The organism is Streptomyces sp. NPDC019224 (assembly GCF_040632605.1).
In the GTDB taxonomy this organism is placed as follows: domain Bacteria; phylum Actinomycetota; class Actinomycetes; order Streptomycetales; family Streptomycetaceae; genus Streptomyces.
The window spans coordinates 32958-47818 of sequence record NZ_JBEYCF010000028.1 but is presented as its reverse complement, the minus strand read 5'-3'; the positions used below and the strand labels follow the sequence as shown (position 1 = coordinate 47818).

At 71.6% G+C, this 14861-nt stretch carries 12 protein-coding genes, 1 pseudogene and 1 riboswitch; of the genes and pseudogenes, 4 read left to right on the top strand and 9 right to left on the bottom strand.

What is annotated here, in order from left to right; all coding sequences use genetic code 11:
* The first annotated feature begins 31 nt into the window (after positions 1–31).
* A complete protein-coding gene (locus ABZ564_RS19370) occupies positions 32–1174 on the top strand; it encodes an 8-amino-7-oxononanoate synthase (RefSeq protein ID WP_360857575.1) in 1143 nt (380 codons plus the stop codon).
* 13 nt (positions 1175–1187) lie between these two features.
* Here the strand turns inward: ABZ564_RS19370 and ABZ564_RS19365 are convergent, their stop codons facing one another.
* Both ABZ564_RS19365 and ABZ564_RS19360 read right to left on the bottom strand, forming a co-directional pair.
* The gene (locus tag ABZ564_RS19365) at positions 1188–1385 is read right to left on the bottom strand and encodes a DUF397 domain-containing protein (RefSeq protein ID WP_360857572.1); all 198 of its coding nucleotides are present in this window, start codon (positions 1383–1385) and stop codon (positions 1188–1190) included.
* Positions 1386–1410: 25 nt separating this feature from the next.
* A complete protein-coding gene (locus ABZ564_RS19360) occupies positions 1411–2271 on the bottom strand; it encodes a helix-turn-helix transcriptional regulator (protein ID WP_360857569.1) in 861 nt (286 codons plus the stop codon).
* A gap of 205 nt (positions 2272–2476) precedes the next feature.
* On the opposite strand from ABZ564_RS19360, the gene ABZ564_RS19355 reads away from it, so the two are divergent.
* Positions 2477–2908, top strand: a complete 432-nt coding sequence (locus tag ABZ564_RS19355) for an ATP-binding protein (RefSeq protein WP_360857566.1) — start codon at positions 2477–2479, stop codon at positions 2906–2908.
* 32 nt (positions 2909–2940) lie between these two features.
* Here the strand turns inward: ABZ564_RS19355 and ABZ564_RS19350 are convergent, their stop codons facing one another.
* Entirely contained in the window at positions 2941–3414 is a 474-nt protein-coding gene (locus ABZ564_RS19350) for a C40 family peptidase (RefSeq protein WP_360857563.1), read from the bottom strand.
* A gap of 3 nt (positions 3415–3417) precedes the next feature.
* Positions 3418–3614, bottom strand: a riboswitch (cyclic di-AMP (ydaO/yuaA leader).
* Between the two features lie 442 nt (positions 3615–4056).
* Between ABZ564_RS19350 and ABZ564_RS19345 the strand changes: the two are divergent.
* Positions 4057–4155: pseudogene (locus ABZ564_RS19345) on the top strand (prevent-host-death protein); the annotation flags it as partial.
* A gap of 68 nt (positions 4156–4223) precedes the next feature.
* Here the strand turns inward: ABZ564_RS19345 and ABZ564_RS19340 are convergent.
* On the bottom strand, positions 4224–5216 hold the full coding sequence (locus tag ABZ564_RS19340) for an ABC transporter permease (RefSeq protein ID WP_360857560.1): 993 nt from the start codon (positions 5214–5216) through the stop codon (positions 4224–4226).
* 107 nt (positions 5217–5323) lie between these two features.
* Between ABZ564_RS19340 and ABZ564_RS19335 the strand changes: the two genes are divergently transcribed.
* The gene (locus ABZ564_RS19335) at positions 5324–5953 is read left to right on the top strand and encodes a TetR/AcrR family transcriptional regulator (protein ID WP_360857557.1); all 630 of its coding nucleotides are present in this window, start codon (positions 5324–5326) and stop codon (positions 5951–5953) included.
* A 10-nt stretch (positions 5954–5963) separates the two neighbouring features.
* Here the strand turns inward: ABZ564_RS19335 and ABZ564_RS19330 are convergent, their stop codons facing one another.
* From ABZ564_RS19330 to ABZ564_RS19310, 5 genes are all read right to left on the bottom strand, one after another.
* Positions 5964–7013, bottom strand: a complete 1050-nt coding sequence (locus tag ABZ564_RS19330; protein WP_360857554.1) for an NAD-dependent epimerase/dehydratase family protein — start codon at positions 7011–7013, stop codon at positions 5964–5966.
* A gap of 43 nt (positions 7014–7056) precedes the next feature.
* Positions 7057–7791: a lysophospholipid acyltransferase family protein gene (locus ABZ564_RS19325; protein WP_360857551.1), complete on the bottom strand. Its 735-nt coding sequence runs from the start codon at positions 7789–7791 to the stop codon at positions 7057–7059.
* Between the two features lie 211 nt (positions 7792–8002).
* Positions 8003–10066, bottom strand: a complete 2064-nt coding sequence (locus ABZ564_RS19320; RefSeq protein WP_360857726.1) for a glycoside hydrolase family 6 protein — start codon at positions 10064–10066, stop codon at positions 8003–8005.
* Between the two features lie 248 nt (positions 10067–10314).
* Positions 10315–13071: a glycoside hydrolase family 48 protein gene (locus ABZ564_RS19315; RefSeq protein ID WP_360857723.1), complete on the bottom strand. Its 2757-nt coding sequence runs from the start codon at positions 13069–13071 to the stop codon at positions 10315–10317.
* A gap of 173 nt (positions 13072–13244) precedes the next feature.
* The gene (locus tag ABZ564_RS19310) at positions 13245–14786 is read right to left on the bottom strand and encodes an endo-1,4-beta-xylanase (RefSeq protein WP_360857548.1); all 1542 of its coding nucleotides are present in this window, start codon (positions 14784–14786) and stop codon (positions 13245–13247) included.
* Positions 14787–14861: the final 75 nt, after the last annotated feature.

Sequence of the window (14861 nt, the reverse complement as noted above, 5' to 3'; positions counted from 1 at the left end):
GTCTGTGGGCTGCCTACAAGAGGGATCGCTCATGCCCGCCACCCCGTTCGACTGGATCGACGACGAGGCGCGCCGGCGCGCGGACGCGGGGCTCGTCCGCAGGCTGCGTCCCCGGGGCGCCGACGCCGAGCCGCTGGACCTCGCGAGCAACGACTACCTCGGCCTGACCAGGCACCCCGAGGTGACCTCCGCCGCCGCGGACGCGGCGCGTCGCTGGGGCGGCGGGGCGACCGGCTCCCGTCTCGTCACGGGCTCGACCGCGCTTCACGCCGAACTCGAACGCGAACTCGCCGCGTTCTGCGGGTTCGAGGCCGCTCTCGTCCTCTCCTCCGGTTACGCCGCCAACCTCGCGGCCCTCACCGCGCTCACCGGCCGCGGCACCCTCATCGCGTCGGACGCGGGCAACCACGCCTCCATCGTCGACGGTTGCCGGCTCTCCCGGGCCGAGACCACCGTCGTCCCGCACGCCGACCCGGAGGCCGTCCGCAAGACGCTGCGCGGGCACGGGGGCCGGAAACTGGCCGTCACCGACTCGGTCTTCTCCGTCGACGGCGACGCCGCGCCGCTGGACCGGCTCGCCGCCGTCTGCCGGGCGGAGGACGCCGCGCTCCTCGTGGACGACGCGCACGGGCTCGGGGTGCTCGGCGACGGCGGCCGCGGCGCGCTCGCCGCGGCGGGTCTCGCGGGCGACGAGGGCGTCGTCGCCACCCTCACCCTCTCCAAGTCGCTGGGCAGCCAGGGCGGCGCGGTCCTCGGGCCGGCCCGGGTCATCGACCACCTCGTCAACACCGCCCGCACGTTCATCTTCGACACCGGACTCGCACCGGCAGCCGCCGGTGCGGCCCTGGGCGCGCTGCGGCTGCTGCGCCGCGAGCCGGAACGCGCGCTCAGGGCGCGCACGGTCGCCACCGCGCTGTACGAGGGTCTGACGGCGGCCGGTCTGACCGCGGTGCGGCCCGACGCGGCCGTCGTCTCGGTGCGGGCGCCCTCACCCGAGGCCGCCGTCCGCTGGGCCGCCGACTGCCGGACGGCCGGGACGGCGGTCGGCTGCTTCCGGCCGCCGTCCGTCCCCGACGGCATCTCCCGGCTGCGGCTCACCGCCCGCGCCGACCTGACGGACGAGCAGGTCGCGTGGGCGGTGGCGACGGTGCGGCGGACCGCGCCCCGGAACTGAGGCGCGGACCGCTTCAGCGTTTCAGGCCGGAGACGAAGGACGTCCAGGCCGTGGCGGAGAACTCCAGGGGCGTCCTGGACACATCCTTGGAATCGCGTACGGCCAGCAGCCGTCCGCTCTCGAATGACGCGGTCTCCACGCAGTTGTTCATCCCTGTGCTGCGGCTGCTGCGCCGCCACCGTAAGGCGTGCTGAGCGAGGCGATCGGACATGACGCTTCCTCCGGGCGGTGGGGGGTCACCGATCGTCGCGGTCGATCGCGGCGATCAGGTCCAGCGTGTGCTCCGGCGACAGCGCGTGCGCCTGAAGGGTTCGGAAGGCCGAGCTGTACGCCGCAAGGTCTTCTTTCCGTTCCAGATAGAGGCTACTCGTCAGATGGTCAAGAACGACTACGTCAAGGTCGGAAGCGGTCGGAAAAGAGAAGATGACGAAAGGGCTGGTGAGGCTCACATACCCACCGACCGAAAACGGAAGCAACTGGAGTTGCACGTGGGGGAGTTGCGCCACCCGCGCGAGATGGCGCAGCTGCTCCCGCATCACTCTTCGGCCACCGACCTCCCGGCGCAGCACCGCCTCGTCGAGCACCGCGCTCAGCCGCAGCGGCGGATCGCTCCGCAGCACCCCCTGCCGGGTCAGCCGCACCTCCACCAGCGAGTCCAGCTGACCGGAGGGCAGCCCGTCGAGGGAGGCCCGGGTCACCGCCCGGGCGTAGTCGGCCGTCTGCAACAGGCCGGGGACCACGGAGGTCTCCAGCGTGCGGGCGGTGCGCGCCTGCGACTCCAGGCTGATGAAGTCGCGGTACTGCGGCGGGATCAGGCCCCGGTACGCGTGCCACCAGCCGGCGCCGCCCCCGCCCGCCGAGCCGGCGAGCGCGCCCAGGACCTCGCGCAGCTTCGGATCGTCCATGCCGTAGGCGTCCAGCAGCCGGTTCACGTCATCCGGCCGCACCCCGCTGACACCTGTCTCGATCCTGCTCACCTTCGACTGGTGCCAGCCGAGCAGTCCCGCGGCCTCCCGGCTGGTGAGTCCCGACGCGTGACGCAGACTCCGCAGCTCCTCGCCGAGCTTGCGGCGCCGCACCGCTGGGCCGTGCTGCATCTGATGGCTCCCTCCCGCTGCCTGTCGAGGGGACAGTGTGGCGCCCGTGCGGGGCCGGGCGGGGAGAGTTCACCGGTTTGAGCGACAGATATATGCATATCTTGGTGGATCGCCGCCGCGGAGGGCAGCATCAATGGCAATCTGGCGCGAAGCACAACCGGACCGCTCGCCGGCCCGGTACCGGGTGGGAAAGGGACGGCTCGCCATGGCAGACCATCAAGAAGCACGTGTCACTCTGCCGAGCGAGCCGGTCTCGGTCTCCGCGGCCCGGAAGTACGTGGCCCGGGTCCTGGCGGAGTGGGGCCTGCCCGACGACGCGGAGACCGCCGACACCGTGCGCCTCATCATCTCGGAGCTGGCCACCAACGCCGTCCTGCACACCTTCGGACAGTCGCCCACCTTCACCGTGGACCTGCGTCTGGAGCGGGAGGAGCAGCTGCGCCTCGGTGTGACGGACAGCCATCCCCGCCGGCCCCAGCGGCTGCCCGCCGCCGTCCAGCAGGACAACGGGCGGGGCATGGTCATCATCCGCTCGCTGGCCAAGGAGTACGGCGGCCGGCTGACCGTCACACCCACCGCCGACGGCGGCAAGACCGTCTGGGTGGCCCTCCCGTGGCAGGTCCCCGTCCAGCCCTGAGGCGGGCCGGGACCGGTCGGCAGGCGCACGCCTCAGCTCACCCGGCCGTAGTGGACGCTCCTGGTCCAGATCCTCTCCAGGCGGACCACGGCGCCGGCCTTCGGCGAGTGCCAGATCCTCCCGCTGCCGGCGTAGATGCCCACGTGGTAGACGCTGCGCCCGGAATGGAAGAAGACCAGGTCGCCTCGTTGCCGTTGGGACGCCGAGATGTGCCTGGTCCTGTTGTACTGCTGCTGGGCCGTCCGGGGGAGTTTCTTGCCGGCCTTCTTGAACGAGTAGAGCGTCAGCCCCGAACAGTCGAAGCTGCCGGGTCCGGTGGCGCCCCAGCGATAGGGCGCCCCCTTCTTCGACGCCGCGATCTTCAGCGCCTTCATCGCATGGCCGGCCGCCTGCGCCTCGGACGCGGCGCCGGGGACGAACAGCGTGCCGCCGACGGCGGCGAGAGTCATGACCGAGGCCGTCGTGGCCCGGGCGAGCAGAGACGGGACATGAACCTGCGCACTCATGCGCAACCCTTCGTCAGCCGCCTGTGAAGGATGACCTGTCGGGTTCGGGCTGGCGAAGTTGCCCGGCCGCGCGCGGCGGCTTCACCCCGAGGGACAGCCGGAGATCCGGCGGTCCCGTAGTGCTCGGGTCCTCCACTCCTGCCGATCCACTCCTGTCGACCAGGCATCCGGACGGCGGCAGGACTCGGCGTCCGCCCGGACCGCCCCGCCGCGGCGGCGGGGGCTTGTCGTCCCAGGGATCTTGACTCACCTCGTGCCGGATTTCCGAGGTGAAACGGCCATAAGTGAAGACCGGTACGGATAGCCCGTTCAGGTGGACAGGCGCCGTTCCACCGCCCTGCCCCGCTCCCGCGGCCATGCCGGTACCAGCGGCGTCGCGGAGGAAGCCGCCCCGCGCGCATCACGGACAGGCAAATCGAGCCGTCGCTCGTGAGGGGGAACGCCTACGCCGAACGAGCGAGGAAATCCTGTGCACCCGTCGGGCGTGTCGTCATGACCGGGTGCGTCAACTCGGGGGAGCCGGCGGCAGGGTGACCCGGGCCGCCCGCCGCTCGCCGTCCAGCACCCGGAGCGCCCGGGTCAACGTGGTGCTGTGGAGGTGTGTTTCACCGCGCCGGTGCATCAGCGCGAGTGCGTCCCCGTTCGGTCTCCTCGATCGGCGCCGCCCCGTCCGCTCCCGGCGAACGGCACCGCTTCGGCATCGCCGCGGAGCATCGCGGGCACCACGGGCGGGACGACTGACCCTTCGTACGCAACCGTGCGCCCCCGTCCGCTGGGACGGGGGCGCACGACGGTGGTGTGCGGGAGGATCAGCCCGCCGGCACGGGCTCCCGCCCGGCGGCGACCGGCGAGGTGTCCGGCGCCGCGATCCCGCGGCGGCCGCCGATGAGTACGGCGGCCAGTCCGAGCACCGCCCACGCGCCGAGCGTCAGAGCCGCCCCGCCCGCCGCGGCGCCGTCGAAGAACGCCACCGATCGCAGCAGTGATCCGCCCGCGCCGGGCGGCAGCAGCTGACCGAGCGCGCCGATCGGCCGGGGAAGGAGCTCGGGGGCGCTGGTGACTCCGGAGAACGGGTTGCCCAGGAACACCATGAGCAGGGCGCCGATGCCGATGCCCGGTGCCCCGATCAGGGCGGCGAGCCCCGCCACCGGCGCGCCGATGGCGAGCACGGTCAGGGCGATCGATCCGGCCTCGGCCCACCAGTCGCCGGTGAGGGCGCCGAGCCAGCTGTCCGTCACCGCGGTGCCCGCGAGCCCCACCACGGCGGCCACGCCGAGCAGCGCCACCCCGGCTCGGGCGCCGCGCACCCTCAGCAGCGTCACGGCCGCACCGGCGGCGACCCCCGCGATGGCCAGTGGCATGATGCTCGCGCCGAGCACGGCGCCCCTCGGGTCGGCGGCGGGCGCGGCCACCACGTCCGTGACCGGCACCGCGGAGCCGGCCGGTGCCGCGGCGGTCACCGCCTCGCGCAGCAGCTGGGCGACCACCGTGCCGCCCGCGCTCGCCGTCAGTAGCTCGGGACCCTTCTCGGACACGACGACCGCGCCGTACACGGCCCGGTCCTCGATCGCTTTCCGCGCCGCGGTCCCGGAGTCGTAGCGGTGGACCTCGAAGGCACCGTCGCGCTCCTCGAACTGCTGCTGGAGCCGGTCCGCGGCCGGTGCGGAGCCGGCGATCCCGACCGGCAGGTCGCGCGGCGCGGTCCGGGCTGCGGGCCAGGCGAAGGCCCACAGGGCGAGGGTGACCACCAGCGGTACCAGCAGGACGACCCCCACCATGCGGCGGTTCGGGGTGAGGGACATGGGACGTGCCTCGATTCAAAGAGAAGGATCGTTCGTTTTACTTCTCTCCCACTGTCGCTCCGCCCTGCTTCCTTGTCAAGAATGAATGTTCGTTTTATGTTGGCCGCATGGCCCGTGTATCCCAGGCGCACCTCGACGCCCGCCGCAGACAGATCCTCGAGGGCGCCGCGCGCTGCTTCGCCCGTGACGGCTTCCACGGCACCTCGATGCAGGACGTGCTCAAGGAGGCCGGCCTGTCGGCGGGGGCGGTCTACCGCTACTTCGAAGGCAAGGAGGACCTGATCGCGGCCATCGCCACCGAGGCCGTCGACGGAGTCCGCCGGGCCTTCGAGGGGGCGGCCCGGGACACCCCCGTCCCCACCCCGGACGTCCTGATCGGCCGGGTGACGCGGAGCCTGTTCGTGGACGGCCTCGAAGCACGACGGGGGCTGGAGCCGCAGGCGTACGCGGGACTGATCGTCCAGGTGTGGTCCGAGACCCTGCGCAGTGAGCGGCTGGCGGCGACCCTGAACGAGGCGTTCGGGGGCCTCCGCCGGACCTGGACCGAGCTGGTCGGGCTGTACCGGGAGGCCGGGGTACTCCGGGCGGACGTGCCGGACGAGCACGTCGCCCGGGCCCTGATCGCGACCGCCCAGGGGTTCATCGCCCAGCTCGCCATGTTCGGCGACACCAGCCCGGAGGTCCTGGAGAACGGCCTGCGCGGGCTGATGTCGATGGACCCGGCGAAGACGGGCTGACGCGCCCGGGTCACCCCTGCCGGGTGTGCTCCGCCAGCCAGGCGTCCTCCGCCGCGTAGTCGAACAGACCCGTCCCGTACGCCCGCACCATGGCCGGGTACGCGTCCTGCCAGTCCCGTCCCGCCAGCTGCCCGGCGATCCACTCGACGGTCTCCGGCAGCGACTCGGCGTAGCCCGTCACCGGCCGGTAGCCGAGTTCCCGCTCGGCGGCCGCCATGTCGTAGACGATGGGGTGCGGCGCGCTCCAGGGCGTCGAGCCGACGCCCTCCGGGGACGGGCCGCCGGGCATCAGCACCGTCTCCGTGCTCCGGCCCAGCACCGCGTCCACGGCCTCGCCGATCTCCGCGACCGTCGGCGCCTGCGGGTCGGCGGCGTTCAGCACCCGGGAGCCGGGCCGGCCGGCGGCCAGCCGGACCAGCTCGGCCATGTTGGCCACGTGGACCGGATGGAAGCGCGACGCCCCGCCGTACGCCAGCACGCGCCGGGTCCGGCCGTCCAGTGCCCGCTTGACGAAGTACAGCTCACGCGGCGAGCGGCAGTGCGGGCCGTGCACCGCGCCCGCCCGCAACAGCGTGACGGGCAGCGCGTCACCCGCCGCGAGGAGATCGCGCTCCAGCCGGATCTTGCGGGTCGCGTACGTGTCCTCGCCCGGCGCCACGGTGCGCAGCGACTCCGGGATCGGCACCGGGTAACGGGGCGACCCGTCCGGTTCGCCCTGCGTGTCGAAACTGCGGCCCTTCTCGTCCTCGTACACCGCGCCGCTGGAGACGACCACCGCCGAGCCGATCCGGTCCGCGAGCCCGGTCAGCTGCCGGGCGTGCTGCCGCCCGTACGCCACCATGTCCACCAGGACGTCGCATCCGGGCCCGAGCGCCGCCGCGAGCGCGCCCTCCTCGTCGCGGTCCAGGGCGACCGCCCGGACCCCCTCGTCCCACGTCTCGTCACGGCCCCCGCCGCGCGAGGCCGCCGTCACCTCCCAGCCGTCCTGCGCCAGCGCGCGCACAGCGGCCCGCCCTATCTGCCCCGTAGCTCCGAGTACCCATGCGTGTCCTCTGTCCATGTCCCGCACGCTAGGCCCGGCCCACGCCTTTGACCAGGGGCGTTCACCGCTTGCGAATCCGCTGTCGGCGTGGCCGTTTCGGGAACCGGCCCGGCTGCTGCGCCTGGGCCGCCTCCTTCACCTTCGCGGCGTACTCGTCGACGTACTCCTGACCGGAGAGATCCAGGATCGCGTACATGATCTCGTCGGTCACCGCACGGACGGCCGCCTTCTCGTTCTCCAGGCCCGCGTAGCGCGAGAAGTCCAGCGGTTCGCCGAAGCGGATGGTGACCGGCTTGACGCGGGGAAGCCTTCTGCCGGGCGGCTGGATCTCGAAGGTGCCGACCATCGCGCACGGCACCACCGGCACCTGGGCCCTGATGGCCATGACCGCGACCCCCACCTTGCCCTTGTAGAGCCGCCCGTCGTGCGAGCGGGTCCCCTCCGGGTAGATGCCCAGCAGCTCGCCCCGGCCCAGCACACCGAGGCCCTCGCGGATCGCGGCCCGCCCCGCCTCCTTGCCCGACCGGTCCACCGGGATCTGGCCCGCGCTGCGGAAGAAGGCGGCGGTCAGCCGGCCCTTCACGCCCGGACCCGTGAAGTACTCCGCCTTGGCGAGGAAGGTGATCCGCCGTTTGAGGATCGCGGGCATCAGGAAGTGGTCGGAGAACGACAGGTGGTTGCCCGCGACGATCGCGGCGCCGTCGTCCGGAACGTGCTCCGCGCCCTCGATGACCGGCCGGAACAGCAGCCGCAGCACCGGCCCGAGAACGACGTACTTGAGGACGTAGTAGAACACGGTCTCTCCCCGGTCTGGCGGAAACAGCGGGTCGGTGGAGGAGACATATACCCCGTGCTCGCAGGGCGACGCCGCAGGCTCGCGGCCCCGTGCCGCGGCCCGGCCGGCGACCATGACACGAACCCGTCGCTCACGTGCGGGCGCGAAGGGGTCCGGCCCCGCCACACAGGTGGCGGGGCCGGAGAGGTTCACCGGATCATCCGGCGGGTGTTCAGGGCGCGGTGCCCCAGGAGAGCGCACCAGCGGTGTACACGCCGACCTTCGACGCGTCGGCGTAGCTGGTGGTCGCCGAGTAGCTGTAGTCGTCCGCCTCGTTGAAGTTGGACCAGTCACTCTTGTTCAGCCGCAGCTGCATCTCACCGGTGGAGGCGCCGGCCGCGAGCGTGCCGCTGCCGAAGGAGACCTCCAGGTACTGGCTGGCACCGGCCGCCGAACCGTTCGCCTTCACCGCCAGGCTCAGCTTCCCGCAGCCCAGGACCGCCCAGTCGCAGGAGGTGCCGAAGGTGGAGGCGCCGGACTCGGGGGTGAACCAGTAGCGCAGCTTCACCGTGGACAGGTCCACCGCCGTGCTGCCGGTGTTGACCAGCTGGAGACCCATCCGGATCTGGTTGTCGGTCGCGGAGGAGTCGTTGTTCTTGTACTGGACCTTCAGGGAGCCCGTTCCGGTACCACCGCCCGCGGAGGTGGTGACGGAGAGGGCCGAGGAGGCCGCCGAGACGTTACCGGCCGCGTCCTTCGCCTTGACCGTGTAGCTGTAGGCGGTCGAGGCCGACAGACCCGTGTCCGTGTACGAGGTCGTGGTGGTCGAGCCCACCTTGGTGGCGCCGCGGTACACGTCGTAGCCGGTCACTCCGGTGTCGTCGCTCGACGCGGACCAGGACAGCGAGACACTGCTGCTGGTCTTCGCCGTGGACGTCAGGCCGGTCGGCGCGGTCGGCGCCTGGGTGTCGTCGTCGTCGCCACCGCCGTTGTCGCCGCCGCCGTCGATCGGCGGGTAGGCGTTGCGGACCAGCTCCTGGAACTGCGCGGAGAACCAGTGACCCGCGAGCGGGGCGTTCGGCAGCGCGCCGGACATGCTGTTGCCGTTGCGGCCGTTACCGGTGTACGTGGGGTCGCACATCCGGTCGAAGCCCTTGCCCTCGTCGTTCTCGACGGGGGCGCTGTTGCCGTCCGACTCCCCCGGGGGCTTGGCCCACACGTAGGCGTCGATCCCGGGCTCGGGGGCGCTGGTGGGCCGCTCACCGATGCCGGCGCCGCTCTGGTTGCACCAGTTGCCGGCGTGGATGCGCCGGTCGACGCGTCCGCCGTTGACGTAGGCGTCCACGCTGGTCAGCGGGCCCGCGGAGGTCGGCCGCTCGGAGCCGCCCCAGCCGTTGCGGGCGGTGTCGATCAGCATGCCGATGTTGGAGTTGAAGCCCTGGCTCACCAGCATGGTGCGCAGCGCCTGGGCGAACGTCAGTTCATCGGCGTAGTAGTTCCAGTCGAGCCACTTGGACTGGCGCACGGTGGTGCCGTTCACCGAGTCCGTGACCTTGAAGTTCGGCTCCTTGAGAGCCGAGTAGTTGGCCGTGTTCACGATGAAGCCGGAGACGTCGTCGACGGTGGCGCCCTCGGAGGTGGCCGCCTTCTTGAACTCGGTCACCGCCGGGCCCATGTTGCTGTCCCAGCCCAGCCAGCCGTGGTGCGCGGCGTCGACGTAGTTGTAGACGTTGGGAATGGCACCCAGGGTGTGCAGGGCGTAGCCGACACCCTTCTCGTAGTTGCCGTTCGCCTTCATCGTCGCGCAGGCCTCGGTCGAACCGGCCGTGCCGCCCGCGTTGGTGACGATGTTGGGCAGCGAGTCGGGCTCGATGATGGTGACGATGCGCAGAGCGGCGTAGGCCGGGTCGGCGAGGATCTCGGAGATCGGGTCGATGTATTCGTTCTTGTACCGGTCGAGCTCCGTGGGGCCGAGCTCGCCGTTGGAAGCCAGCGCGGCACAGTCACGTCCCGGCAGGTCGTAGATGACGACCTGGAACAGGTTCGCGCCCTGGTCGAGGGCGGTGTCCAGGTGCTCGCGCAGGCTCCTCGCGCCGGGCGTGCCGCCGATGGCCGCGATGCGGTCCATCCAGACGAAGGCCGGCGTGTCGGCGATGGCCGCGCCGCCCGGCTCGGCCTTCGCCTTGGCGGACCAGTCGGGGTTCACATAGGCCTTGGCGCCCACGTAGGGGTTGTCGACCCGGGCCGCCGCAGCGTCGGCGGTGGTGGGGACGGCCACCGCCAGGGCCGCGCCCATGGCCAGGGCGGAGACTGCGGCCAGCCTCCTGCGCAGCCCTTGCTTGATGGTGCTTCTGGTACTCATTGCGGCTCCGTGCTCCTCTCGTACGCCTGCGGAGGGTCCCCGCAGACGGGTTCATGGGGGGTGCTGCCCGATGGCGGGTTCAGCGGGGTGAGTGGTAGACCCGCCATCGGGAGTGGTGGGGTGACCGGCGGATCAGCCGGTCACGGGGCGCCGCCCGGGGAGCGGGCGGCGCTGACGCGCTGTCACGGCTCGACACCCCAGGCCAGCGAACCGGCCACGTAGGCGCCGACCTTCGTGGAGTCCGCGTACGAGGTGTTGGTGGCCCGGCTGTAGTCGTCGCTCTCGTTGAAGTTCGACCAGTCGCTCTTGTTGAGCCGCAGCTGGATCTCGCCGGTGGAGGCGCCGGCGGCCAGCGTGCCCGCGCCGCCGGTGAACCCGACCTCCAGGCACCGGTCGGCACCCGTCTTCGGGCTGGACACAGCCACCACCGTGTGTGTGATGGTGGAGGAGCCGAGCGCCGCGTAGTCGCAGTAGGTGCCGAAGGTGCTCGGTCCGCCGTCCGCGGTGAACCAGTACCGGACCTTCACCGTCGACAGGTCGATCGGCGCGCTGCCCGTGTTCACCACTTGCAGGCCCATCCGGATCTGGTTGTCGGTCGCGGAGGAGTCGGTGCTCTTGTACTGGACCTTCACCGCGCCGGTGCCGGTCGAGCCGCCCGTCTTCGTGGTGGCGAGGACCGCGTCCGACAGCGCCGAGGTGTTGCCGCCCGCGTCCCGCGCCGCGACCGCGTAGGTGTACTCGGTGCCGGCGGCGAGCCCGGTGTCGGTGAACGTCCGCCCGGTCGCGTTGCCCGCCAGGACACCGTTGCGGTACACGTCGTAGCCGGTCACCGCGACGTTGTCGGTGGCAGCCGACCAGGAGAGCGAGACGCTGTCCTTGGTGGTCGCCGTCACCGTGAGGCCCGCCGGGGCGGTCGGCGGCTCGGTGTCGCCGCCCGGCTCGCCGCCGCCCTCCACCAGCAGTTCCGCGTAGATCGCGAAGGCCAGCGCGAGCGCCGCCTGCGCCCAGAAGCGGTGGTACGTGAAGGTGGGCGCGTCGCCGCCGTCCAGGTACGCCTGCACCTTCGGCCAGTCCGGGTCGTCCTTGTACCAGCTGCGGATGCCGATGAAGGTCGCACCGGGCCGGATCGGGTCGCCGTTGGGCATGGTGCCCGACCAGCCGGACGGGATGTACACCTCGTCCTCGAACCGGTTGTAGTCCAGCCGGGTCTCCGGCACCGAGATGCCCTTGTCCGTGGTGTTCAGCGCCATCGCGTCCAGCAGCGCCTTGGCCAGCGCCGCCGCGTCCTCGTCACCCGACTTGGCGGCGTAGTAGGTGAGCGTCTTGACGTACGCGGCGCCCACGCCGACGTCGTTGGCGTAGTTCACGACGGAGACGTGCAGACCGGCGTTGTCCCCGGGCGAGGCCGCGTTCCAGGTGTCCGGCTGCCCCGTCCAGTTCAGGGTGGAGGGGAAGCGGAAGCTGCCGTCGGAGCCGATGGTCGTCTCGCTCGACGCCCAGGCGACCCACTTCGACAGGACGGCCTCGGCGGCGGCGTTGCCGGTCACGTAGTAGTACGCGGCGACGCGCTCCATGCCCCAGGCCTGGAAGCCGAACCAGTTGTTGCTCGCCGGGTCGTGGTAGACCGGCTGCCAGTCGTACGCCATCCCGTAGAAGGTGGGCGTGCCGGCCGGGGGCGCGCTGTAACTGCCCTCCCAGCTGTTGGTGCAGCCGCCCGCGAGGGCGCCCTCGCTGGACTGGAGCCAGGTCAGGAACTCCAGCTGCCGGGTCAGGCTCTTGGACCAGTCCGACTTGGCCGTCGCCGACTTCGGGGTCAGCGAGGGGACGTTGGACAGCGCCCACGCGGCGAGCGGGTTCTGGTAGCCCTGGTGCGAGGCGCTGTCACCGATGCGCCAGGCCCAGCCGCCGCCGGTGCCGGCGGACCCGCCCCAGGCGTAGTACCAGGACAGCAGGTAGTGCTGGGAGTCCCTGCCGGAGGCGGCCGGGCAGGAGTTGGGATCGGTGCAGTCGCCGATCCGCTTGAAGTACTTGTCGAACATGGCGTAGCGGAGGTAGTCGCCCATCTTGGCGGCCTTCGCCACCGAAGCGGCGACCTGGCTCTCCTTGCCCTGCTCCGAGGCCCAGCGGTACGCCCAGTAGGCCGCCTGCACCGCGCGGGCGTCGGCGTCCGGCGCGTTGGTGTACTTCCACTGCTTGGCGTAGCTGGAGTCCCCGACGAACAGGTCCAGATATCCGTTGGGGCCGCCGTACTTGAAGAGGTCGGTGGTCGGCTGCGGCACGGTCTCCCAGACCGACTCCTGCGCACCGCGCTGGTAGGTGTTGATGAAGGAGGCGCCGGCGCCCGGCCCGGACTCGCCGCCCGTGCCCGGCTTGTTGCCGTAGCCGTAGACGTTGTCCAGGTCCATCAGCCAGTGCATGCCGTAGACGTCCATCGTCCCGTAGGACGAGGCGAGTTCGGCCGAGAGCGGGTCCTTGCCCACCGGCACCGAGCCGTTCATCGCCGAGGGGTAACCGCTCGGCAGCGGGTGCTCGGCCGCGTAGGTCGCGGGCGCCGAGGGGTTGTACGAGTCGCTGGTGGGCTGGTCGGCGTGCTGGGGGATGATGGTCTTCTCCGCCACCGCCCAGGCCGCGTTGAACGGCGCCCAGTCACCCGTCACCCTGCCGTACGCCGCCTCCAGCCACATCCAGAAGCTGACGGCCTCCGACGTCGTCTGGTGGCCGTGGTCCGGCGCCTCGACCATCAGGGTCTCGACCGAGTGGTACGGGAGACCGTCGGGGCTGAAGTAGCCGTTGGCGGCGTCCTTGATCTTGCCGTACTGGGTGAGGAAGGCCTGGGTGTACGGGTCGTCGGCCGCGGCGGCCGTACGGGATCCGGTGCCGGCCTGCGCCGAGGCGGGCCTGGCGATCGCGGTGCCCTGCGTCAGACCGAGGGCCAGCACGCTGCCGCCGAGGGCGCTGCTGAACGTTCTACGTGATATCGACACAAATCCTCCAGTGGCGGGTGTCGTCAGGGGGGAAGGGAGGAGGGGCGCGGTGGGGACGGTGGTGCGGCGGTTCTGCGGGAGGGTTCAGGCAAGGGGGGTGCGGGGCCTGAGCGTGGCCCCGCCCGGGATCAGGGCTCGATGCCCCAGACCAGCTCGCCGCCGACGTACACGGTGACCTTCGAGGCGTCCGCGTACGAGGTGCCGGTGCCGTGGCTGTAGTCGTCCGACTCGTCGAAGTTCGACCAGTCCGTCTTGCTCAGGCGCAGCTGCATCTCGCCGGTCGAGGCGCCCGGGGCCAGGGTGCCGCTCGCGAAGCCGACTTCGAGATAGTGGTCGGCGCCGGCCTTCGGGCTGCTCGCCGCGGCCACCCGGTGGGTGATCGTGGAGCAGCCGATCGGGGACCAGTCGCACCAACTGCCGTACGTGGTAGCGCCGTTGTCGCCGGAGAACCAGTAGCGGACGGTTACCGCGGGCAGGCTGACCGGGGCGCTGCCGGTGTTCACGAGTTGGAGGCCGGGCTTGATCTGGTTGTCGCCGGCCGAGCTGTCGTTGGCGCGGTACTGGATCTTCAGCGTGCCCGGTGTGCCACCGTCGTCCCCGCCGCCGTCGCCCTCGTCGCCCAGGGCGGTGCGCACGGCGGCGTAGGCGGGCTTGGGCGCCAGGCTGTCGTCGTACAGGTTGGCCGCGCCCTCGCCCGGGAAGGTGCTCGGCACCCAGGAGTACTTGTCCGTGTAGTCCCAGACCGTGATGCCGACGCAGCGCTCGACGGCGAGGCAGGCGTCGACCACCTGCGCGTAGTACGAGGACTGGGTGGCCAGCTTCGCGCTGTCCGCCGGGAGCTGCATGCGCACGTCAAGCTCGGTGACGGCCACGTCCAGCCCGAGATCGGCGAACCGCTGCATGTTCGCCTGCATCTGGTACGGGAAGCCGTACTGGATCGCCAGGTGGGCCTGCATTCCGACCCCGTCGAGCGGCACGCCTTCGTCGAGCAGGTCGCTCACGAGGCTGTACAGGGCGTCGCTCTTCGCACCCTTGCCCTCGACGTTGTAGTCGTTGATGTAGAGCTTGGCGTCCGGGTCGGCGGCGTGTGCCGCGCGCAGGGCCTTGGCGATGTAGTCCTTGCCCATCGCGTTGTAGAACGGGCTGGTGCGGAAGGTGCCGTCCTCGTTGAACGGCTCGTTCACCACGTCCCACGCGGCGACCTCGCCGCGGTAGTGGGTGGCCTCCGCGGTGATGTGGTCGGTCATGGCCGTCTCCACCTGCGCGGACGGCAGTGAGCCGACCCAGCCGGGCAGCTGGCTGTGCCAGACCAGGGTGTGGCCGCGCACGGTCTGGCCGTTCTGCCGGGCGAAGTCGGTGATCACATCGCCCTTGGTGAAGTCGAACCGGCCCCGGGTGGGTTCGGTGGTGTCCCACTTCATGGAGTTGCCCGGGGTGATCTGCCCGAACTCGGAACCCAGTTTCGCCGCGTAGGCCGCGTCCGGGAGTTCCGGGTTGTCGGTGGCGGAGCCGAAGTACTTGCCCTGGGCGGCGGCGAGGTCGTGCAGTGTGTCCTGCGGGGCGGCCGACGCCGGCCCGCCCACCAGGCCGGTGGCAAGGGCCAGGGCGCCGACCACGAGGGCGGGGAGTCCTCGGGTGCGGCCGGGCCTACAGCGCTTCACCAAGCTCATGACAAACGCCTTCCTCTGCCGGGCAGCGTGGAACATCACGGGGAGCGCGGCTGCGCCCCGTAACGCCCCTGCCGC